The organism is Nocardia sp. NPDC051929, assembly GCF_044548645.1.
Lineage (GTDB): Bacteria > Actinomycetota > Actinomycetes > Mycobacteriales > Mycobacteriaceae > Nocardia > Nocardia sichangensis.
Window position 1 is genome coordinate 1 of sequence record NZ_JBIUCG010000004.1, and the last position, 21,432, is coordinate 21,432.

17 protein-coding genes and 1 riboswitch are annotated in these 21,432 nt (G+C 67.8%); of the genes, 9 read left to right on the forward strand and 8 right to left on the reverse strand.

Annotation, left to right across the window (positions count from 1 at the left end; translation table 11 throughout):
* Nucleotides 1-379: 379 nt before the first annotated feature.
* Nucleotides 380-1,900 carry an alpha/beta hydrolase gene (locus ACIHAX_RS06045; RefSeq protein ID WP_397276063.1) on the forward strand — a complete coding sequence of 507 codons (1,521 nt, stop codon included), beginning with the start codon at nt 380-382 and terminating at the stop codon, nt 1,898-1,900.
* A 12-nt stretch (nt 1,901-1,912) separates the two neighbouring features.
* Here the strand turns inward: ACIHAX_RS06045 and ACIHAX_RS06050 are convergent, their stop codons facing one another.
* Complete coding sequence (locus ACIHAX_RS06050) at nt 1,913-3,793, reverse strand: ABC transporter ATP-binding protein (RefSeq protein ID WP_397076888.1); 1,881 nt, start codon at nt 3,791-3,793, stop codon at nt 1,913-1,915.
* An 849-nt stretch (nt 3,794-4,642) separates the two neighbouring features.
* Here ACIHAX_RS06050 and ACIHAX_RS06055 point away from each other — a divergent pair.
* The 5 genes from ACIHAX_RS06055 to ACIHAX_RS06075 all read left to right on the forward strand — a co-directional run bounded on the left by ACIHAX_RS06055 (nt 4,643) and on the right by ACIHAX_RS06075 (nt 10,085).
* The gene (locus tag ACIHAX_RS06055) at nt 4,643-7,432 is read left to right on the forward strand and encodes an FAD-binding and (Fe-S)-binding domain-containing protein (protein ID WP_397276345.1); all 2,790 of its coding nucleotides are present in this window, start codon (nt 4,643-4,645) and stop codon (nt 7,430-7,432) included.
* Between the two features lie 363 nt (nt 7,433-7,795).
* Entirely contained in the window at nt 7,796-8,719 is a 924-nt protein-coding gene (locus ACIHAX_RS06060) for a DNA-3-methyladenine glycosylase family protein (RefSeq protein ID WP_397276347.1), read from the forward strand.
* Nucleotides 8,720-8,924: 205 nt separating this feature from the next.
* Nucleotides 8,925-9,395, forward strand: a complete 471-nt coding sequence (locus ACIHAX_RS06065; RefSeq protein WP_364424856.1) for a DNA-directed RNA polymerase subunit beta — start codon at nt 8,925-8,927, stop codon at nt 9,393-9,395.
* A gap of 178 nt (nt 9,396-9,573) precedes the next feature.
* Nucleotides 9,574-9,798 (forward strand): DUF397 domain-containing protein, encoded by a 225-nt coding sequence (locus ACIHAX_RS06070; protein WP_355071076.1) that lies wholly within the window; start codon nt 9,574-9,576, stop codon nt 9,796-9,798.
* 89 nt (nt 9,799-9,887) lie between these two features.
* Nucleotides 9,888-10,085, forward strand: coding sequence for a hypothetical protein (locus ACIHAX_RS06075; protein ID WP_355071078.1), 198 nt, complete (start codon nt 9,888-9,890; stop codon nt 10,083-10,085).
* Between the two features lie 46 nt (nt 10,086-10,131).
* On the opposite strand, the gene ACIHAX_RS06080 is transcribed toward ACIHAX_RS06075, so the two are convergent.
* From ACIHAX_RS06080 to ACIHAX_RS06110, 7 genes are all read right to left on the reverse strand, one after another.
* Nucleotides 10,132-10,878, reverse strand: coding sequence for a succinate dehydrogenase/fumarate reductase iron-sulfur subunit (locus tag ACIHAX_RS06080; protein ID WP_355071079.1), 747 nt, complete (start codon nt 10,876-10,878; stop codon nt 10,132-10,134).
* Between the two features lie 2 nt (nt 10,879-10,880).
* Entirely contained in the window at nt 10,881-12,821 is a 1,941-nt protein-coding gene (locus ACIHAX_RS06085) for a fumarate reductase/succinate dehydrogenase flavoprotein subunit (protein ID WP_364424855.1), read from the reverse strand.
* A 25-nt stretch (nt 12,822-12,846) separates the two neighbouring features.
* Nucleotides 12,847-13,677: a hypothetical protein gene (locus ACIHAX_RS06090; protein WP_355071083.1), complete on the reverse strand. Its 831-nt coding sequence runs from the start codon at nt 13,675-13,677 to the stop codon at nt 12,847-12,849.
* A gap of 770 nt (nt 13,678-14,447) precedes the next feature.
* On the reverse strand, nt 14,448-14,735 hold the full coding sequence (locus tag ACIHAX_RS06095; protein WP_355071084.1) for a hypothetical protein: 288 nt from the start codon (nt 14,733-14,735) through the stop codon (nt 14,448-14,450).
* 191 nt (nt 14,736-14,926) lie between these two features.
* Nucleotides 14,927-15,889, reverse strand: coding sequence for an alpha/beta fold hydrolase (locus ACIHAX_RS06100; RefSeq protein WP_397276066.1), 963 nt, complete (start codon nt 15,887-15,889; stop codon nt 14,927-14,929).
* A gap of 330 nt (nt 15,890-16,219) precedes the next feature.
* Nucleotides 16,220-18,175: an acyl-CoA dehydrogenase family protein gene (locus ACIHAX_RS06105; protein ID WP_364424853.1), complete on the reverse strand. Its 1,956-nt coding sequence runs from the start codon at nt 18,173-18,175 to the stop codon at nt 16,220-16,222.
* A 161-nt stretch (nt 18,176-18,336) separates the two neighbouring features.
* The gene (locus tag ACIHAX_RS06110) at nt 18,337-19,518 is read right to left on the reverse strand and encodes an ATP-binding protein (RefSeq protein WP_355071089.1); all 1,182 of its coding nucleotides are present in this window, start codon (nt 19,516-19,518) and stop codon (nt 18,337-18,339) included.
* A 168-nt stretch (nt 19,519-19,686) separates the two neighbouring features.
* Between ACIHAX_RS06110 and ACIHAX_RS06115 the strand changes: the two genes are divergently transcribed.
* The 3 genes from ACIHAX_RS06115 to ACIHAX_RS06125 all read left to right on the forward strand — a co-directional run bounded on the left by ACIHAX_RS06115 (nt 19,687) and on the right by ACIHAX_RS06125 (nt 21,416).
* Entirely contained in the window at nt 19,687-19,944 is a 258-nt protein-coding gene (locus tag ACIHAX_RS06115) for a hypothetical protein (protein WP_355071090.1), read from the forward strand.
* A gap of 219 nt (nt 19,945-20,163) precedes the next feature.
* Nucleotides 20,164-20,333: riboswitch (cyclic di-AMP (ydaO/yuaA leader) on the forward strand.
* Between the two features lie 78 nt (nt 20,334-20,411).
* The gene (locus tag ACIHAX_RS06120) at nt 20,412-21,008 is read left to right on the forward strand and encodes an NlpC/P60 family protein (RefSeq protein WP_355071092.1); all 597 of its coding nucleotides are present in this window, start codon (nt 20,412-20,414) and stop codon (nt 21,006-21,008) included.
* Nucleotides 21,009-21,011: 3 nt separating this feature from the next.
* Complete coding sequence (locus tag ACIHAX_RS06125; RefSeq protein WP_355071094.1) at nt 21,012-21,416, forward strand: RNA-binding S4 domain-containing protein; 405 nt, start codon at nt 21,012-21,014, stop codon at nt 21,414-21,416.
* The last annotated feature ends 16 nt before the right edge of the window (nt 21,417-21,432 follow it).

Below are 21,432 nucleotides of genomic sequence, written 5' to 3' on the forward strand. Positions count from 1 at the left end.
GACCCTGGAGAACTACGCTCCGATCACCGATGTGGAGCGGGTGCTGCACTCCATCCGCAACGGCAGCCACCGGGGGCGCACCGTTCTCGGCGTCAAGGGCGAATTCTGACCGCAAGTCCTCGGTAGCGCTCGGACGACATCCACGCCGGATGCGTTCCGGACCTACCGAGACCGCAGGGCATGAGACCGATCAGCGAAGCCCGGCTCGATTCGTTCGAGCCGGGCTTCGCCGGTTCGCCCGAGCGTGCTCCCCTTCCGCGGACGGCCTCGATCGGAGCTCGCCGCGCGGGGGAAGCCGTTGCCACCGTCGCGAGCACCGATCCGATACGGTTCTTCCGCATCCACCTACGTGCTTGCTCCGGTCGAGAGGCGAATTTCGTTGTCCACGAATCCGTTCTGGCGTTCGATGTCGATAGTGGCGGTGTCCGCACTGCTGGCCGCGCCCGCGTACGGCCGGGCCGAGCCGGTGGCCGACTCGCACCCGAGCGGCGCGGACCGCTTCTACCGCCAGACGCTCGAGTGGAAGCCGTGCGGGGTCGAGAACTTGGACAAAGCCGGTGGTGAGTGCGCGAATGTCCTCGTGCCGCTCGACTACGGGCGTCCCGACGGTCGCACGATCACCTTGGCGATATCCCGGGTGAAGGCGAGCGATCCGGCGCGGCGGCGGGGCATCCTGGTGTCGAATCCGGGCGGTCCCGGCGGCCCGGGCCTGGACAGTGTGGATCTGCTCGGTGACGTGCTGTCGCCCGACGTGCTGGCGAGTTACGACCTGATCGGAATGGACCCACGCGGAGTCGGCGAATCGACCTCGAGTCCGCGATGTGGGTGGCCGGTCGGCGAGATGATCCGGTCGGCGGGCCTGGATCCGCTGGGTTTCGCGCACGACACCGTTCAGTCCGCAGGCATGGCCGTGAGCTGCGTCGTTCGTGATCCGGAGTTGGTGCGGCAGTTCACTACTCGCAATACGGCGCGGGACATGGACGTCGTCCGGGCGGCCCTGGGCGAGGAAAAGATCAATTTCTACGGCTTGTCCTACGGCACGTATCTCGGGGCGGTGTTCACCCAGATGTTCCCCGAGCGCAGCGATCGGGTCGTGCTCGACAGCGCGATCGACCCGGATCGGTATTGGACGGGCTTGGTACAGGATTGGGGACCCGCCGACGAGGTCGCGCTGGACGATTGGACGGTGTGGGCCGCCGCCCACGACGAAGAGTTCCGGCTCGGCGCGACACCGCAGCAAGTGCGCGCGAAGATCGAGGAGCTGGTTCGCATCGTCCACCGCCAGCCGATCGTCATCGACGGATTCGCGATCGACGACCATTGGTTGCCGTTCATCCTGCACGCCTTGCTGTGGAACTTCCGGCTGAACGAACCGCTGGCCGCGACGGTGCGCGAACTCGCCGACGCCGCGGGCGGTCCGCCCACGACCTCGCAGACGCCGCGGTTGCGCGCCATCGTGGCGGCGCTGCGGGACAACGAGAACTCCGTCCTGGCGGAGGTCGCATGCGGCGATGTCAGCGCGCCCATCGATCCCCTCTGGTACTGGCGCAATATCGAGGAGAGCCGGGCCACGCAACCGGTGTTCGGCGCGCTGGCGGGCAACATTCAGCCGTGCGCCTTCTGGCCTCGACCGGTCGAACCCGCGACCGTGGTCCGGAACGCGGTGCCCGCCCTCATCGTGCAGGCGACGGGAGATCCGCGCACTCCCTATGCGCACGGCGTCCGGCTGCACCAGTATCTGTCGCAGTCGCGGATGGTCACTTTGCAAGACGTCCGTATCCACATGACGTTCCGGCCGGAGCTGAGCAGTTGCGTGAACAACGCGATCAACACCTACTTCGGCGCGGGAACCCTGCCGGACGCCGACACGACCTGTACCGCGGACCAGACGGCGAGCTGACCGGATGACGGATCACGCCGCGGCCGTGACGGGTTCCTCGGCGAACTGCGTGCGGTACAGCTCCGCGTAGCGGCCATCGGCGTTCAGCAGCTCGGGGTGCGTGCCGCGTTCCACGATCCGGCCGTCTTCCAGAACCAGGATCTGGTCGGCGGCGCGGATGGTGGACAGCCGGTGTGCGATCACCAGCGCGGTCCGGCCCTCCAGCGCTTCGGACAGCGCCTCCTGCACGGCGGCTTCCGAGGTCGAGTCCAGCGAAGCGGTCGCCTCGTCCAGGATCACCACGCGCGGCTGCTTGAGCAGCAGGCGCGCGATGGTCAGGCGCTGGCGTTCACCGCCGGAGAGCCGGTAGCCGCGCTCGCCGACCACGGTCTCCAGCCCGTCCGGTAGCGACGCGACCAAGTCGCGCAGCCGGGCGCGCTGGAGTGCGTCCCAGAGTTCGTCCTCGGTGGCCTCCGGCCGCGCGAGCAGCAGATTGGCGCGAATGGTGTCGTGGAACAGGTGTCCGTCCTGGGTGACGAGCCCGACCGTGTCGCGGATCGATCCGGTGGTCAGCTCGCGCACGTCCACGCCGTTCAACCGCACCGCGCCCGCGTCTACGTCGTAGAGGCGGGAGACCAGCTGCGCGATGGTCGACTTGCCCGCGCCCGACGAGCCGACCAGCGCGATCAGCTGACCGGGCTCAGCGCGCAGCGACACGTCGTGCAGCACCTCCACCCCGCCGCGGGTGTCCAGATTCGCCACGTCCTCCAGCGAGGCCAGGGACACCTTGTCGGCCGACGGGTAGCCGAAGCGCACCGCGTCCAGCTCCACCGCGACCGGGCCCGCCGGCACCGTTTTCGCATCCGGCGCGTCCTCGATCAGCGGCTTCAGGTCGAGTACTTCGAAGACGCGCTCGAAGCTCACCAGCGCGGCCATGATCTCCATCCGGGCGCTGGCCAGCGCGGTGAGCGGCGTGTAGAGCCTGGTCAGCAGCAGCGACAGCGACACCACCGCGCCCGCGTCCAATTGCCCGCGCAGCGCGTACCAGCCGCCGAGCCCGTACACCAAGGCGATCGCCAGCGCGGACACCAGCGTGAGCGAGGTGACGAAGACCGTTTGCAGCATCGCGGTGCGCACGCCGATGTTCCGCACCCGGCGGGCCCGCAGCGCGAACTCGTCGGACTCCTGTTCCGGACGGCCGAACAGCTTGACCAGCGTCGCGCCCGGCGCGGAGAACCGCTCGGTCATCTGGGTGCTCATCGCCGCGTTCAGCCGGGCCGCTTCCCGCTGCAAATCGGCTAGGCGATTGCCCATCCGGCGCGCAGGCAGCACGAATACCGGAAGCAACACCAGCGCCAGCAACGTGATCTGCCACGAGATGCTGATCATCACCCCGAGGGTCAACGCGAGGGTCACCAGATTGGCCACCACGCCGGACAGGGTGTCGCTGAACGCGCGCTGGGCGCCGATGACGTCGTTGTTCAAGCGGCTGACCAGCGCGCCGGTCCTGGTTCGGGTGAAGAAGGCGACGGGCATCTTCTGCACGTGGTCGAACACGGCGGTGCGCAGGTCGAGGATGAGCCCTTCCCCGATTCGCGCCGACATCCACCGGGTCGCCACCCCGAGTCCGGCATCGAACACCGCGAGCACGCCGATCACCACCGCGAGGACGACCACCACCCGCGGCGCAGCGCCGCCGACTATGTGGTCGACGACCCGGCCAGCCAGCACCGGCGTGGCCACGGCGAGTACCGCCGATATCACGCTGAACAGCAGGAACGCGCCGATCCGCCGCCGGTGCGGCGCGGCGAACCGAACGATGCGCCCTGCGGTGGCTCGGCGGAACGGGCGCTGTTCCTGCGGCGCGTTCGCCCGCCGGTACATCTGGCTCCACGCCACGGATTCGATGCTCACGTTGCTCTCCCTCTCGCTCCCCGCCCCATCCAAGACCTGGCCACCGACACTAAGACCTCAACAATGGTTGAGTTCAAGTCGATTCCGGGCAGGCGGTGTTTCCGCCCACGGCGAAACGAGCGCAACCCGAACCAAGACGGCTGATCGACATTCGCGTAACTAGCGCATCGCGCGCACCACAAGCGCAGCAGTCGTCATTGGCGTATACCGCGACCGTGAACATGGAGACACCGGTTCCTCGAGGCTGCGGTCCAGGCATCGACGCGGCGAGCCGGCGACTACGACCAAATGGCTCTTCCTCGAACCGGCCTGATACGAGTGATCTTGTTGCGAATACCTCGCCGCCATCGCGGGCGGTCCAGAGGGCCATCACGTCCTCGACGAGCCACTACTGCCGACGAGCCTGACAATGGCCGCCCTCACTCCGCGCGCACCGGGTCCGCGACTCACAAGCCCGACGCGCTCAGCGCACCTCAGCCATGTCTTTCGAGCGAAGCGAGACCGAGCCTGTTCCGTTCGCGGCCCGGGGCGGGGGTTGGGGGGGGCCGCGGGGGGGGGGGGGGGGCGCCGGGCGGGGCGGCAAAGCCCCCCCCCACCGGGGCGCCACCCCCCCCGCGCCCCGCCCCCCCCACCCCCTACTTCACGGCGAAGCGAGACCGAGCCTGTTCCGTTCGCGGCCCGGCTCGCGTTTGCGCGGCCGCCGCGTAGGCGACGAAGGAGCAAGCGGCGGTCGCGCAAACGCGAGCCACAAGAGGGCCGCGAACACGCCGCGCCGAAGGCGTGGCCAAATAACACAGCCCGTGAACACCCAGCGCCGCAGGCGCTGGAAAAATCAACACAGTGAACCGTATGGCGGCGCTGCGCGCCAGGATCGCGGGTGAGGTCGACGCCTCCGAGCGGCGGCGGGCGGAGTACTCCTCGGACGCGTCGAACTATCGGGTTCTCCCGGCGGCGGTCGTCTTTCCGCGGACCGACGAGGACGTCGCGGTCACCTTGGACTTCGCCCGAGCCGAGGGGCTGCCGGTGACCGCGCGTGGCGCGGGGACGTCGGTGGCGGGCAACGCGATCGGTCCCGGTCTGGTGCTCGATTTCAGCAAGCATATGAACCGGATCGTGGCGATCGATGCGGCCGCGCGCGTGGCTACCGTGCAGCCGGGCGTGGTGCTGTCGGAGCTGCAGCGCGCGGCCCGTCCGCACGGCCTGCGCTTCGGACCGGACCCTTCGACACAGAATCGCTGCACGCTCGGCGGCATGATCGGCAACAACGCGTGCGGACCGCGTGCCGTCGCGTGGGGCCGCACCTCCGACACGGTGCGCGAACTGCGCATTCTGGACGGCACCCGCACCGAACGCATACTGGCCGCCGACCTGTCCACGGTGCCGGGTCTCGCGGAATTCAGCCGGGCAAATCTCGCGGTGTTGCGCACCGATCTCGGGCGTTTCGACCGCCAGGCGTCCGGATACGGTTTGGAACATCTGCTGCCCGAGCGCGGCGCGTCGGCGGCGAAGGCGTTCGTCGGCAGCGAGGGCACCTGCGGTCTGCTGCTGGACGCGACCGTCGAGCTGGTCGAGCTGCCCGCGGCCACCGTGCTCACGGTGCTCGGCTACCCGGACATCGCCACGGCGGCCGACGATGTCGCCGCCGTGCTGGCCTGCGCGCCGATCGCGGTGGAGGGCATCGACGCGCGGCTGGTCGACGTGGTCCGGGCGCATCGGGGAACGGTGCCCTACCTGCCGCGCGGTGGCGGTTGGCTGTTCGTGGAGACCGCGGGCGCGACGCAGGCCGACGCGCTGGCCGTCGCACAGCGACTGTGCCGGACGGCGGGCGCGATGGACAGCAGGATCGTCACCGATCCCGGTACCGCCGCGCAGCTGTGGCGGATCAGGGCCGACGGCGCGGGGCTGGCCGGTCGCACGCCGGACGGGCGGCCGGCCTGGCCGGGCTGGGAGGACGCGGCCGTCCCACCGGAACGGCTCGGCTCCTACCTCCGCGATTTCGCCGCGCTGACGCGCGAGCACGGTGTCGACGGGCTGCTCTACGGGCACATCGGCGACGGCTGCATCCACGTCCGCCTCGATCTTCCGATCGCCGACGCGCCGCGGCGCTTCCGCGCCTTCCTGTTCGACGCGGCGGAGCTGGTCGTCCGGCACGGCGGTTCGCTGTCCGGCGAGCACGGCGACGGCCGGGCTCGCTCCGAGTTGCTCTCGGCGATGTACTCCCCCGCGGTGCTCGATGTCTTCGCCGGGTACAAGGCCTTGTTCGACCCCGGCGACATCTTGAATCCGGGCGTGCTCGTCGCGCCGCGTCCGATCGATGCCGACCTGCGGCTGGCCGGACTCGGTGAGGTCGGCACATCGAACGGTTACCCGCTCGGAGAAGACGACGGCGATATGAGCGTCGCGGTGCACCGCTGCGTCGGCGTCGGCAAATGCCGGGCCGACGGTGGTTTCATGTGCCCGTCTTACCAGGCGACCCGGGACGAGAAGGACAGCACACGCGGGCGGGCGAGGGTGCTGCAAGAGGTGGTGCGCGGCGCGCTGCCCTGGTCGTCGGAGGCCGTCGCCGAGTCGCTCGATCTGTGCCTGTCCTGCCGGGCATGCCGGTCGGACTGCCCGGCGGGCGTGGACATGGCCACCTACAAGTCGGAGACGCTGTATCGCCGCTACCGCCACCGGCTCCGGCCGATCGATCACTATTCGCTGGGCTGGTTGCCTCGATGGCTGTCCGCCGCGAGCCGGATGCCTCGGGTCGTCAACGCGCTGGCGGGCCGGACCGCGCTGCGTCGAGCCGGGCTGCGGGCGGCAGGCATCGACCCGCGTCGTGAGGTGCCGCGCTTGGCCGCGCGTACGTTCCGCCGCATCTGGCGCGATCTGGACGAAGGCGCGCGCCTGGCCGAGTCCGCCTACGCGCCCGAGGTGCGGGCCGAAAGCGGTGTCTCCGGCGAGGTGATGCTGTGGATCGATACCTTCACCGACGCGTTCGACCCGGAGATCGCCTTGGCCGCGGCGCGGCTGCTTGCCACCTTGGGCTACCGCGTTCGCATCCCCGAGCAACGCGTCTGCTGCGGACTCACCTGGATCAGCACCGGTCAGCTCGACGGCGCTCGCGCGCGGTTGCGGGCCACGTTGACCGCGTTGCAGGAGCATGTGGAGGCGGGTGGAGTGGTCGTGGGACTGGAACCGTCCTGCACCGCGGTTCTGCGCGCGGACCTCACGGAATTGTTGCCGGACGATCCCAGATCCGCCCCGACCGCCGCCGCGGTGCGCACCTTGGCCGAATTCCTCGCCGATCAGCCCTCCTGGCGCCCCCCGCAGCGCACCGGCCGATCGGTGGTGGTTCAACCGCATTGTCACCAGCACGCGATTCTCGGATTCGATGCCGATCGCCATTTATTAGCCAGTATGGGCGTGACGGTGACGGAAATCACCGGGTGCTGCGGTCTGGCGGGAAATTTCGGAATGCAGTCGGGCCATTACGACATTTCGGTCGCGGTGGCCGAGAGCGGCATGCTCCCCGCGCTGCGCGCCGCGGGAGACGACGCGATCCTCCTCGCCGATGGCTTTTCCTGCCGCACTCAGGCCGCGTCCCTCGCTGGGCGCCGGGCGCGGCATATCGCGCAATTCCTACTGGGCGAGTGACCTTTTGGGGCGCCCGCCGGACAGGCAGGGCGGGCGCCGCGCGGTTCAGCTGCCGAACGGCAGGGTGCCCGGCGGAATCTGGTAGCCCGAGCTGCCCGCGGAAACTCCACCCCAGGCGTTGAGCAGCCAGTTGAGCAGATTGGTGATCATCGAAGAACCTCCGTCATTGCTACTGCCAGATATTTGCCGAACGAAAACAATATCGCCGTGAATCTCATGCCGTTACATCTGATTGCGAAACCATAATCATGTGCGATCGGTATGAATGGCTTTAGGTGTGGCTCAGATAATAATCCGCGTGTCCCGGTGGAGGGGGACGCGGCGCCGCGCGCCGCACCGGGCAGAATGTCTCGGGTGCGCAGCATGACGGTCGAGCCGGGAGCCAGCCGGACCGTGACCACGGATCGGCCGATCGACCTGGCGTGCACGCTCGCTCCCCTCGGTCGCGGCACCGGCGATCCGTGCCATCGGGTGACCGGCGACGGCGCGCACTGGCACGCCTCCCGTCTGCCGACCGGGCCGGTCACCTACCGCCTCGCCCAGTCCGATCCGCGCACTGTGCGGGCCCGCGCCTGGGGGCCGGGCGCGGCGGAATTCCTCGCGGGTCTCGAGCACATGCTCTGCCTGGACGAGGATGTCTCGGCGTTCCTCCCGGCCCATCCGAAACTCGTCGATGCCCATCGCCGTTTTCCCGGGCTGCGCATGCTGCGCACGGGCTTGGTCTTCGAAGCCCTTGTGCCGTCGGTGCTGGAGCAAAAGGTGCACACCGTCTCCGCGCGGGCGTCGTGGCGGAAACTGGTGCGGCAGTACGGCGAACCGGCGCCCGGCCCCGCACCAGAGGGAATGCGGCTGCCGCCGGACGCGGACACTTGGCGGCGAATTCCTTCCTGGGTGTACCACCGGGCCAATGTCGGACCGCAACGCGCGCAGACCATCGTGCGCGCGGCTCGGATCGCCGAATCGCTGGAGCGCGCGGCCCGGGTCGATCCGGTCGAGGCGGCACGAAGGTTGTGCGGTGTCCCCGGTATCGGGGTGTGGACGGCAGCGGAGATCGCGCAGCGGGCTTTCGGCGACGCGGACGCGCTGTCGGTCGGCGATTACCACCTGTCCGCCGCGGTCGGCTGGACTCTGCTCGGCCGTCCCATGGATGACGATGCGATGGTCGAATACCTGGAGCCGCTGCGCCCGCACCGTTATCGAGCGATCCGCCTGCTGGAAATCAGCGGCCACTTCTACAAGCCGAAGTTCGGCCCGCGCACCCCGCTGACCGATCACACCTGGCACTGAGTTCACAGCGGCCCCTCGGCGCGTTCACTTTTCCGCAGTTTTGCCCATTCTTTATCAGTCGGTTCCGGCCGGAGAAAAGCAAAACTATAGGTAGTCGCGCCACACTCGGCCATCGCCGCATTCTCATCGGTACGCGAGCGGTAGCCGGAGGGGTTCCGTATGGCGCGCACTCATCGTCGAACCACACAACTGCAGGGGGTTGTCAGTGGAGCAGAGGCCACTCGGGGATACGCCACGATCCAGATGCCTGTTCTACCGGCGGGAATGCGATCTGCCCGCCGTTGTGGATCCGCCCGAGCTCGGCCGGATCGTGATGCGCGCAGGGTCGGTGTGGGCGTTGACCATGCCGAGCAGCCTGGGTCAGGCGGTCAAGGCGCACATGCAGAGCAAGAGCGTGCGGCTGGGCCCGATCCTGGCGCACCCGCGCTCGAATCGATGGACCTTCCTGATCGCGCCGGACCTGCCGGAAAACGACACGCGCCTGTTCGCGGAGTTGTTCCGGCTCAACGTCTCGGTCTGCCGCACAGGGTCGACGATCGCGTTGCCGTCCCCGACGGCGTCGGTCGGCGCGATTCGGTCTTGGATAGTGCCGCCACGGAACAGGTTTCGCCCGTCCGGCCGGGTGGTCGTCGCGGCCATTCGTGCGTGGGCGGAGCCCGCGCCACGCCGCCGCTGAGCGCAGGCGGCGAATCACGTGGTCGGTCGGAGTACCGGGCCGTTCTTCGTCGGTTGTTCGCCCGACAGCGCCGGTCGGCGGCGGTACTATCGGGCGCGCGTGCGTGCGCCCAGCGGTGGTGCTGGGTTCTCGGTCCGTACACACGTCTCCCACGGCAGATAGCGAAGGAGTCCGTCTCGTGAGCATTCAAGGCAACACGAACATCGACCTGTCCGGCGCCACGTGGCGGAGGGCCGGGGAAGGGGCGGGCAACGACAGCGTCGAAGTGGCGCTGCTCGCCGACGGACACGTGGGAATGCGCAACGGGAACGATCCCGAGGGGCCGGTGCTGATCTTCACGCCCGCGGAGTGGGCCGCCTTCACCGCCGGTGTGCAGGACGGAGAGTTCGACCGGCCGCGATAAGGCACGGCCGCCTTCGAAGATCACGGAATGACACATTTTCGGCAACGAAAAGACGTTTATCGAGGCCGAATACGGGTAGCCCATCATCTGTGGACCGAGGGCTCAAGAGTTCCCATCCCCGGTACCGGAAATTGCGGCCGGACGATTGGGTGGAATGGCTGATCGTCGCGCTGTTGTTCGCGGTGTCGGCGGTCGGAGTCTTCGTCCTCACCAGCTCGCTGTTGTCGGCGCTGCTCGTCGGCATGCTGGTGTGGGTCGTGGCCCTCGGCGTCGTGGCCATGTTGTAAGGGTGCGCCGACCGGCCGGGGATCGCCCCGGCCGGTTGTCCGGCGTCTATCGGCGGAACAGCTTGTTGCCCAGCCAGACCAGCGGGTCGTACTTGCGGTCGGCCACCCGTTCCTTCATCGGGATCAACGCGTTGTCGGTGATCTTGATGTGCTCGGGGCAGACCTCGGTACAGCATTTGGTGATGTTGCACAGACCGAGCCCTTGCTCGTCCTGGGCGAGTTCGGTGCGGTCGCCCGCATCCAGCGGGTGCATCTCCAATTCACTGATCCGCATCAAATAACGCGGTCCGGCGAACGCTTTCTTGTTCTCTTCGTGGTCACGCACCACGTGACAGGTGTTCTGGCACAGGAAGCACTCGATGCACTTGCGGAATTCCTGCGAACGTTCGACGTCGACCTGCTTCATCCGGTACTCGCCCGGTTTGAGATCGGCGGGTGGCGTGAAAGACGGTATCTCCCGCGCCTTTTCGTAATTGAACGACACGTCCGTCACGAGGTCCTTGATCACGGGGAAGGTGCGCATCGGCGTCACCGTGATCACTTCGTCCTGGGTGAAGGTGGACATCCGGGTCATGCACAGCAGGCGCGGCCGCCCGTTCACTTCGGCCGAACAGGAACCGCACTTGCCCGCCTTGCAGTTCCAGCGCACGGCCAAATCGGGCGCCTGGGTGGCCTGTAGCCGGTGGATGATGTCGAGTACGACCTCGCCCTCGTTCACCAGCACGGTGAAATCCTGCAGTTCTCCGCCGTCGAGATCGCCGCGCCATACGCGGAATTTGGCGTCGTAACCCATCGTTACGCCTCTCGCTCCGTCGATTGCCCGGCCGCGGCCGGGTGCCCGGCGAGTTCATCCGGGGTGTAGTACTTCTCGAGCTCGCCGAGATCGAAGAGGGCGAGCAGGTCCGATCGCATCGGGATCTGATCCTTGCGCGTCACGGTGACGCCGGGGATCGGGTCGCAGGCCGTGCCCGGATCCACCGCGCAGACCAGCAGTTTGTTCCGCCAGTCGGGGTCCATCGACGGGTGGTCGTCCCGGGTGTGCCCGCCGCGGCTCTCGGTCCGCAGCAGCGCCGCGTGCGCCACGCATTCGCTGACCAGCAGCATGTTTTGCAGGTCGAGCGCGAGATGCCAGCCGGGGTTGAACTGGCGGTGGCCCTCGACGGTCACCTGGCGGAACCGGGCACGCAACTCGGCGAGTTTGTCGATCGCCTCGCGCACCTCGTGTTCCTTGCGGATGATGCCGACCAGGTCGTTCATCGTCTGCTGCAAATCGGTGTGCAAGGTGTAGGGGTTCTCGCCTTTGCCGTCGGCGGGCGGATCGAACGGCGCCACGGCGGCCTTCGCGGCGTTCGTGACATCGTCGTCCGCGACTGCGGGCCGCTCGCCGAGCTGTTCCACATAGGCCGCGGCCCCGAGCCCGGCCCGGCGGCCGAACACCAGCAGGTCGGACAGCGAGTTCCCGCCGAGGCGGTTGGACCCGTGCATGCCGCCGGAACACTCACCCGCGGCGAACAGACCGGGCACCGTGGCCGCGCCGGTGTCCGGATCGACCTCGACTCCGCCCATCACGTAGTGACAGGTGGGCCCGACCTCCATCGGTTCCTTCGTGATGTCGACGTCCGCCAGCTCTTTGAACTGATGGTGCATCGAAGGCAGTCGTCGCACGATCTCCTCGGCAGGCATCCGGGAAGCGATGTCGAGGTAGACGCCGCCGTGCTCGGTGCCGCGCCCGGCCTTGACCTCTTCGTTGATGGCGCGGGCGACCTCGTCACGCGGCAGCAGGTCCGGTGTGCGGCGAGCGGAGTCGTTGTCGCGCAGCCACTGGTCGGCCTCTTCCTCGGTCTCGGCGTACTGCCCCTTGAAGACCGGCGGAATGTAGTCGAACATGAACCGCTTGTCCTCGGTGTTCTTCAGCACCCCGCCGTCGCCGCGTACGCCCTCGGTGACCAGGATGCCCTTCACGCTGGGCGGCCAGACCATGCCGGTGGGGTGGAACTGCAGGAACTCCATGTTGATCAGCGTCGCGCCCGCGCGCAGCGCCAGCGCGTGCCCGTCGCCGGTGTACTCCCAGGAGTTCGAGGTCACCTTGTACGACTTGCCGATGCCGCCGGTCGCCAGGACCACCGCGGGGGTCTCGAACAGGATGAAGCGGCCGGATTCGCGCCAGTAACCGAACGCGCCGGAGATGCGGTCACCGTCCTTGAGCAATTCGGTGATGGTGCATTCGGCGAAGACTTTGATGCGCTTCTCGTAGTCACCGGTCTCGGCGAAATCCTCCTGTTGCAGCGACACGATCTTCTGCTGCATGGTGCGGATGATCTCGAGGCCGGTCCGGTCGCCGACATGCGCGAGCCGCGGGTAGGTGTGGCCGCCGAAATTGCGCTGACTGATGCGGCCGTCCGCCGTCCGGTCGAACAGCGCCCCGTAGGTCTCCAGTTCCCACACTCGATCGGGCGCTTCCTGAGCATGCAATTCGGCCATGCGCCAGTTGTTCAGGAACTTGCCGCCGCGCATCGTGTCCCGGAAATGAACCTGCCAATTGTCCTTCTCGTTCGCGTTGCCCATCGACGCCGCGCAGCCGCCTTCGGCCATCACGGTGTGCGCTTTGCCGAACAGCGACTTGCACACCACCGCGACGGACAGGCCGTGCTCCCTGGCTTCGATGACCGCCCGCAATCCGGCGCCGCCCGCTCCGATCACGACGACGTCGTACTTGTGCCGTTCCACTTCTGCCATGCAGAGAAACTCCTCGATGAGGCGGTCAGTCGATGAACCGCAGGTCCGAAATCGTTTGGCTGGCAACCAACATGACGTAGAAGTCGGTCAGCACGAGCGTGCCGAGAGTGGTCCAGGCCAGCGCCATGTGCCGGGTGTTCAGCTTGGAGACCTGAGTCCAGAACCAGTAGCGCACCGGATGCGCGGAGAAGTTCTTGAGCCGTCCACCCGCGATGTGCCTGCACGAGTGGCACGACAGCGTGTAGGCCCACAGCAGGATCACGTTGACCAGCAGCACGATATTGCCGAGGCCGAAACCGAAGCCACCGGTCTTGCCGTGGAAGGCGACGATGGCGTCGTAGGTGTTGATCACCGAAACCACCAGGGCCACATAGAAGAAGTAGCGATGCGCGTTCTGGACGATCAGCGGCAGCCTGGTCTCACCGGTGTACTTGGCGTGCGGCTCGGCCACGGCGCAGGCGGGCGGGGAGAACCACACCGCCCGGTAGTAGGCCTTGCGGTAGTAGTAGCAGGTCAGGCGGAAACCGAGCAGGAAGGGCAGCACCACGAAGCCCAGCGGCAGGATCGCGGGCAGATCGCCGAAAGGGGTGCCGAAATGGCTGGAGCCCTCGACGCAGGAAGTGCTCAGGCACGGTGAATAGAACGGGGTCAGATAGTGATAGTCCGGGACCCAATATGCCGTGCGCACATACGATCTGATCGTCGCGTAGATGACGAACGCGGCTAGCCCGAGCACCGTGACGAGTGGGGGGATCCACCATCGGTCGGTGCGCAACGTGCGATCCGAGATTCGGGCCCTTGTTCTGCTGAATACGCCGGTGCCCGCTTCGGGGGCGGCGGTCGGTGCGGCACTCACAGGCGGATGCCTCGCTGATCTTGTGTGCGGGTGGTCATCGTTACCTCCGCAATCGAATGTGATGCTGAGCACCATACGACACGTGCGCTATTGATCGAACGGGGTCTCGACAAACATGCCCCGCCGTCAACCGTATGATTTGCGCCACATCAGGCACGCCTCATGCTTGTCTACGCGGGTTCCGGGCCAACCGGACTTTTCGAAGTCACCTTCCGCGAAACAAGATTCGAGCAGGCAAAAACGGAATGCCGTAATTGTCTCTTCAACCGCAGGGTGAAGACATCGATCGTCGGCCATATCCGACCGGAATCAACCTGTTGACCTGCTCGGATGCACCCGGCAACGGGAGGGTGCGACTGGAGCGCCTGTGCAGGCAGCGGCACGCGCCGCGCGGCCTCGCCGGATGTCGGTCTCGATGGTGTGCCCGCCGCGGTGACCGAACGCTCGGTGCGGGAACCGACACGGGTGGCGGTCTCGGCGCTGGTGCGAGAAGAACGACTCGATCGTCGCGCCGGGCAAGGTGAACATCTTCATCGCGCTCGGTGTCCGGCGGGGGTGAGCGGCTTGCGCACCATGGCGGGTCGCTGCACGAACTGTGTCGTGCGGAGGACCGATACGGCTCAGACGTCCATCGCGCGCTGTGCGATCACGGCGGCGCCGTGCGCCAGGCCGCCGGGACCGCGCGCAGCCCGGTGGCACGGGTGCGGCCGCCACGGCAGGCATCGGGCAGGGAGTACCGCGATGGGCGGCGCGCGCCGCCCACCCCGGAACTACTTCGTCCGCGGACGGGAGTGGAAGCCGAGCCCCTCGTCCTGTGCGCCCATCCAAGCGGCCTCGTCGGACTTGCTGTCCGGCACGTAGATGACGTCTTGGGCGGTCCGCCGCACCTCCGGCGGCGGTGACTGCTCGAGTTCGTCGGCGTCGATGGCGAGGCGCTCGAGGTCGTTCTCCAACCGCCGCACCGTGCTGGCGTCGCCGTACTGGGTGCGGAGTACGCCGATGGATTGCCGGAGTTGGCCGACCGCGTAGCGTAGTTCCGCGAATTCGCTGCGAGTCATCGATACCTCCTGGATTCCCTGGCGGACATGCGAACTCGGTGCCGTGACGCGCGGTTGCCCGTTCGCCTTGGGCCGCGCTGTACCGAGTCGTGTGACCCACCACACAACGTGATCTACAACACAGTACCGAAAGAATCCGATCCTGGCTCGCGTGCGGTCGAAATCCGATGGTTGCCGCCCGCTTGCCGAGCTCAGCCCGCTGCGGCGTACCCGGCGCCCGACGGCGCCGCGGCGAACGCGCGTTCGGCGAGTCCGGCGATGGACAGCGCGACTTCTTCGGCCCGCTCGAGCAGCACGCTGTGCCCGGCGCCTTCGAGCCGGACCAGTTCGGAACTGGCCAGCTGGGAGGCCAGTGCCACCGAGTGCGCGAACGGGAAGATGAGGTCCGCCGAGCCCGCCAGCACCAGCGTGGGAATCGCGCCGAGCCGGTGCAGAGTCGCCGTCTCGTCGAAGGTGATCAGCGAGTGCAGGAATCCGGCCATGGTCAGCAGCGGCGTGTCGTTCAGCATGGCCGTGGCCAGCGCGGCGATCCGCGGGTTCACCTTCCTGGTGCCGAATTCGGCCTCGCGCAGGATCGGCGTGAACAGGCGGCGGGTCAGGTGCCTGGACGCCTGCATCACCTTCGGGGCGTGCGTGACGGCGGCTTGCAGCGAGTTCACCGCCCGCCGGTTCAACAGGCGCGCCAGCCCCACCTCGGTGATCCCGGCGGCAGCGGCCGCGAGCAACCCGACGCCTGCGATCCGCGTGCCGATGGCCTGCGGGTAGAGCCGGGCGTAGGCGAGCACGACCATCGCGCCCATCGAGTGGCCGACCAGGATCACCGGACCGGTCGGCGCGACCGTCCGCAACACGGTGTCCAGGTCGTGCCCGAGCTGTTCGATGGTGTAGGTCGACGGATGCGCCACCCCGGATTCGCCGTGGCCGCGGTGATCGTAGAACACCATCCTGGTGTCGTCTCCCCACTGCCGCAGGAGGTGCTCGCGCAGGTAGATCCAGGATTCGGTGCGCAGGCAGTGGCCGTGCACGAAGACGACGGTCGCGAGGGCGTCGTCGCCGCCGAAGACGCGGACCGCGAGGGGAACGCCGTCTTCGGCCGACACTGTGACGTGGTGGCCGTCGTGATCTACGGCGCGGCGGGCGATGGTCGTGGACATGGCACCCTCCTGTGGGCGCGGCGCATGTTCGGCGCCTCTTGCCCAGATGTCGCACTGGATTTCCGCCCCGTTAACCCCCTACACCTGCCGTTACGTACACGTTGTCCAACCGACGCTGCCGGTCGATCGAGCAGCTGGCTTCGCTCGCACAGAAAAATCTACGAAATAGTAGTTGGAGAACTAGATAGCTTTAGATTGCCCTGATCGCTATGTGCGGCACGCTCGCGAGAAATATCTGCGGTTCTCTAGGAGAATTCCGATATTGGCGAATAGTTCGCGAGCGACCGCCCGCCGCACGCTCGGGTGGGCGTGCGGCGGGTCCGCTACCGCTCAGGCTTCCGCGCGGGAACGCGTGGACGGCAGGAATGGATGCAGGAGGTTCTCCTCGGTGGACGGGCCCATCTGCCACTCCGCGATCCACGGGCCGGTCCCCTCGCTCGGGTCGAGCACGCCGCCCTCCAGCCATTCGTAGCGGCCGTCGAGCACGCCGCGGGTCAGGGTGCGGTCGTCGTCGTCGGTGTTGTCCCACAGCGCGTCGAACAACTCGCGCACGCGCAGCCGCGACTGCCTGCAGAAGGTGTCCGCCAGTTCTTCGGCCGCCTTGCCCTCCGGCGCGTCGGCGGCGCGCAACGCGTGGGCTCGCACGCAGGCCGCCGACATCGCGAACAGCTCGGCGCCGATGTCGACGATCCGGCCGAGGAAGTTCTGCCGGTACTCCAGGCCCGCCTGCCACCGGCCCATCGCGTACATCAGGGACCTGGCCTGCTTGCGCGCACTGCGCTCGACGAAGCGCAAATGCCGGGCCAGCACGCCGAATTCGGTGTACGCCGCGGGTACCGTCCCCGCGCCGACCGCGAGCTGCGGGAACCACTTGGCGTAGAAACCCGTCGCGCCGACCGCGGCCTTCGCCTTGTCCTTGAACTCTGCTTTGCGGTCGACCAGCGCGCCGGCGGCCGCCATGTGCGCGTCGGCCATCTCCCTGGCGATCAGCAACCGCATGATCTCGCTGGAGCCTTCGAAGATGCGGTTGATCCGCAGATCGCGCACCAGCTGCTCGGCGGGGACGGCCCGCTCGCCCCGCGCGGCGAGCGAGGCCGCCGTCTCGTAGCCGCGGCCGCCGCGGATCTGCACGAGTTCGTCGGCGATCCGGCAGCTCATCTCACTGGCCCACAGCTTGGCCAGCGCCGCTTCGATCCGGATGTCGTTGCGGCCCTCGTCGGACATGGTGGCCGACAGATCGAGCGCCGCTTCCAGCGCGAACGTCGTCGCCGCGATGAACGCGATCTTCTGACCGACGGCCGCGTGCTCGCCGACCGGCCTGCCCCACTGCACCCGCTGGGTGCTCCACTCCCGCGCGATCTTCAGCGACCACTTGGCGGCGGCGGTGCACAACGCGGGGATGGCGAGCCTGCCCGCGTTCAGGGTGGTGAGCGCGATCTTGAGGCCGTCGCCCTCCCGGCCGATCAGGTTGCGCTTGGGCACCCGGACGTCGTGCATCCGGGTCAGGCCGTTCTCGATGCCGCGCAAGCCCATGAACGAGTTGCGCCGCTCGACGGTGATGCCCGGTGAGTCGGCTTCGACCACGAACGCCGAGATGCCACCGCGGTGCCCCTCGCTCTTGGGCACGCGTGCCATCACCACCAGCAACTCGGCGACCACGCCGTTGGTCGTCCACAGCTTCACGCCGTTGAGCAGGTAGGCCTCGCCGTCCTCGGTCGGCGTCGCGGTACTGGCCATCCTGGCCGGATCGGAGCCGACATCGGGCTCGGTGAGCAGGAACGCGCTGACCGCCCCGGCCGCGCAGCGGGGCAGGAACTCGGCCTTCTGCTCGTCGGTGCCCGCCAGTTTCAGCGGTTCGGGCACCCCGATCGACTGATGTGCGGACAGCAGCACGCCGAGGCTCGGGTGCGCCGAGCCGACCAGCATCAACGCTCGGTTATAGCCGAACTGGGAAAGTCCCTGGCCGCCGAACGATTGTGGGATCTTCAGGCCGAAGCAACCGAGTTCGGCCAGGCCCTTGACGTATTCGTCCGGGATCCGGCTCTCCGCTTCGATCACCGATCCGTCGATGGACTCGCACAGCGTCCGCAGCCGGGACAGGAACGCCTCGGTTCGCTCGGCGTCCTCGGGGCCGGGCTCCGGATACGGGTGGATCAGGTCGAGCCGGAACCGCCCCAGGAACATTTCCTTGGCGAAGGACGGCTTGGCCCAGCTCGTTTCGCGGGATTCCTCGACCAGTGCGCGGGCCTGTTCTTCGGTGGCGTCGACTTTCGCGGCTGTCGCCATGATGTCCTCCCTCGGACGTGATCAGGATCACATCCGAGTGTAGGAGGGTTTGTTACTCATCGGTAGGCCTGCTGGTCGAGATAAATCTACGAATATCTATTGATCTTGAAAGACGGGCGAATAGTTGGCAATCAATCGCTGCGCGCGTGGCCGGCGGGCGCTCACACCGAGCGCAGATAGCGGCCGAAGTGCGGCACCGTGAATCCGATGGTGCCGCGCTCGGCGGAGTAGATGAGGCCTTTCTTGATCAGGCCGTCCCGGGCGGGCGAGAGGGAAGCCGGTTTGCGGCCGAGTTCGTTGGCCACCGCCGCGGTCGCCACCGGCCCGTCGTCGCCGGACAGGTCGGCCATGGCGCGCATGTATTCCCGCTCAGCGGGGGTAGCCCGCTCATAACGGGAACCGAAGAATCCGACCGCCAACTCTTCCTCGGCGGCGGGCGAGGCCACCTCCACATCCTCGGCCGTGATCGGGCTCTCCGGCGCCTGATCCCATGCGGCCTTGCCGTACGCCTGCACGAAATACGGGTAACCATCGGCCTTGCTGTACAACGAGTCCAATGCCTCGTCGGTGAACTTCACATCCTCGCGCTGGGCGGGCGCGATCAGCGCTTGGTCGGCGGACTCCCGATCCAGGCGGTCGATGCGGTGATAGCTGAATAGTCGTTCCGAGTAGCTCTTCGAGGCGGACAGCACCGCGGGCAGGTGCGGCAGGCCCGCGCCCACCACGATCAGCGGTGCGGCGTCCTGGCTCAGTTCGTGGCACGCGCCGCAGATCGCGGAGATGTCGGCGGGCCCCAGATCCTGCATCTCGTCGATGAAGATCGCGATGCCGACGCCGATGTCACCGGCCAGCGCCGCCGCCTCGACCAGCAGCTCCACCAGATCGATCTCGATGTCGCCGGAATCGGCCCGGCCGCTCACCGCGGGCACGTCGATGCCGGGCTGCCAGCGTTCCCGCATGCCCTTGTCCGCGGTGGACCGCAGCGCGAAAGCCTTGAGGATGCCGAGGAAGTCGTCCACCCGTTCCGGATTGCGGTGCGCCGTCGCGATCGCACGCGCCGCCATGTGCAGCGCCGAGGACAGCGGGCGGCGCAATTCCTGGTCCGGGCGCGCCTCGATCTTGCCGGTGCCCCAGCCGCGCGAGATGGCGGCCGAGCGAAGCTGGTTGAGCAACACCGTCTTTCCGACGCCGCGCAAGCCGGTGAGCATGACGCTGCGTTCCGGCCTGCCGCGCGCGACGCGTTCGAGCACGATGTCGAAAGCCGTGAGTTGCTTGTCGCGCCCGGCCAATTCGGGCGGGCGCTGTCCCGCCCCAGGGGCATACGGATTCCGCACGGGGTCCATGCCCCGACACCGTAGCGCGTTTCGTCCGGATAATCTGGGCACATCTATGGCGTGTTCTAGAAAGCCTTAGCGTTTCGTATTGCACTATTGCTCTCGCCGCCGGCTCTCTAGGCTGGTTGCGGTTCGCCAGAACGGTCGCGCGGCACGGCAGCGCGGGAACGGAGGGGCATGTCCGACGAACCACCTCTCGCCGGCCTCGCCGAGGTAGTCGGGTCTTGGAACGTGCCGGCGGGCGCCACGGTGGCCCAGCGCATCCGGTCCAACATCCTCGTCGCGATCGAGCGGGGCTACGACGATCCACAGCTGGTCGCCGATCTCGCGGTCGGCCCGCTGGTCATGGCGCTCGGCAAGCTCGAGGTCGAGCTGGCCGAGGCGCGCCGCAGGATCGACGAACTCGAGCGCGCGGTGCACGGAACGCGCCCCTGAACCCGAGTGGTCGGACGGGCCGGCGATGTCCTTCGGTGACCTCGCGCCGCCCGGCGAGATCAGTCCGTGACCTTCGCTTGGGCGGCCATTTTCCGCCGATCCAAGCGGGCTCCGGTCGTGATGGAAAAGACGCAGCTCTGTGGGGTGGACAACATCGCGTCGGCGCCGTAATCTCTTCGTGACTTAGTGGAACCAGTCGCTTCGTAAGAGAAACGGCGCCACTAGTTACCGCCTTAACGGCTGTCGGGGCCAACCGGTCTCGGCTGTCGTACCGGGGACCCACAGGTTCGTCTGGGGTGAATCCTCGAGGCCGATTTCGGTCGCGAGGTAGGGCCGCTCTCCCGGCCCGAGCCCGTCAGCTAACCCGGTCGGCGGGAGAGCAGCAAGATCGGAGACGTAGCTCGGTGGGTAAACACAGCTTGCAACGGGATTCTCGGGTTCCGAATTCCGTCAAGGGTGCGATTGTCATGGGTGCGGTGGCCGCGACCGGCGCCATGCCCGCGATTCCGGCCATGGCCGCGACCATCAACGTTCCCGGTGTCGGCAATTTCGATGTTCCGCAGGAATGGGAACAGCCGGTCCAGCAGCTCAATCAGCAGATCCAGCAGGCGCTCGCGGCCGTTCCCGCCGCCCCTGCCCAGGCGCCGCAAGAGGTCGCTCCTCAGGCTCCCAATTTCGCGCCCATGCTGCCGGGCCTGTTCGGCCAGCAGCAGAGCAACTCCCCGGGTGACATCGCCCTCGACGCCGCCAGGACCAAGGTCGGCGCCCAGTACTCCTGGGGCGCGGCGGGTCCCCGCTCCTTCGACTGCTCCGGTCTCGTCCAGTGGGCATTCCGTCAGGCGGGCATCGAGCTTCCCCGCACCAGCTTCGAGCAGTCGCACGTCGGCGCTCCGGTCGCTTACAACGAGCTGAAGCCGGGTGACATCGTCATCACCAACGGCGGCGGTCACGTCGGCATCTACGCGGGCGACAACAAGCTCCTGAACGCGGTGCAGACGGGTACGCCGGTGTCCTACACGCCGCTGCGCCCCGACATGGTGGTCACCGCACGCCGTATCGTCTAACGAGTGGCCCGCGCCGAATCCGGCATCCAGAACATCGCCACCCAGGCCCGCGTTGATTCGTGGACCTGGGCGGTGCGTCTGTTCAAGACCAGATCCGCCGCTGCGGAGGCATGTCGTGGCGGGCACGTCCGGGTGAACGGCGCGACAGTCAAGCCCGCACAGCCCGTGCGTCCCGGTGACGAGGTCCGCGTCCGCGCGGGCGGTATCGAACGCATTGTCATCGTGGAGCGGATCGTCACCAAGCGCGTCGGCGCTCCGATCGCCGCGCAGTGCTTGATCGATCGCAGTCCGCCTCCTCCCCCGCGCGAAATCCTGGCGAGCATGCCCCGCCGTGACCGCGGCGCAGGGCGGCCCACCAAGCGCGAGCGTCGCGAGACCGACCGTCTCATGGGCCGAGACGAGCACTGAACGAAAGCCGGCGACC

What these genes read in the sequence shown, in the direction of transcription:
- ACIHAX_RS06055 (WP_397276345.1), top strand. Translation starts at nt 4,643, where the DNA reads ATGGCGGCGCTGCGCGCCAGGATCGCGGGTGAGGTCGACGCCTCCGAG.
- ACIHAX_RS06060 (WP_397276347.1), top strand. Translation starts at nt 7,796, where the DNA reads ATGACGGTCGAGCCGGGAGCCAGCCGGACCGTGACCACGGATCGGCCG.
- ACIHAX_RS06080 (WP_355071079.1), bottom strand. Translation starts at nt 10,878, where the DNA reads ATGGGTTACGACGCCAAATTCCGCGTATGGCGCGGCGATCTCGACGGC.
- ACIHAX_RS06085 (WP_364424855.1), bottom strand. Translation starts at nt 12,821, where the DNA reads ATGGCAGAAGTGGAACGGCACAAGTACGACGTCGTCGTGATCGGAGCG.
- ACIHAX_RS06095 (WP_355071084.1), bottom strand. Translation starts at nt 14,735, where the DNA reads ATGACTCGCAGCGAATTCGCGGAACTACGCTACGCGGTCGGCCAACTC.
- ACIHAX_RS06100 (WP_397276066.1), bottom strand. Translation starts at nt 15,889, where the DNA reads ATGTCCACGACCATCGCCCGCCGCGCCGTAGATCACGACGGCCACCAC.
- ACIHAX_RS06105 (WP_364424853.1), bottom strand. Translation starts at nt 18,175, where the DNA reads ATGGCGACAGCCGCGAAAGTCGACGCCACCGAAGAACAGGCCCGCGCA.
- ACIHAX_RS06110 (WP_355071089.1), bottom strand. Translation starts at nt 19,518, where the DNA reads ATGGACCCCGTGCGGAATCCGTATGCCCCTGGGGCGGGACAGCGCCCG.
- ACIHAX_RS06115 (WP_355071090.1), top strand. Translation starts at nt 19,687, where the DNA reads ATGTCCGACGAACCACCTCTCGCCGGCCTCGCCGAGGTAGTCGGGTCT.
- ACIHAX_RS06120 (WP_355071092.1), top strand. Translation starts at nt 20,412, where the DNA reads ATGGGTGCGGTGGCCGCGACCGGCGCCATGCCCGCGATTCCGGCCATG.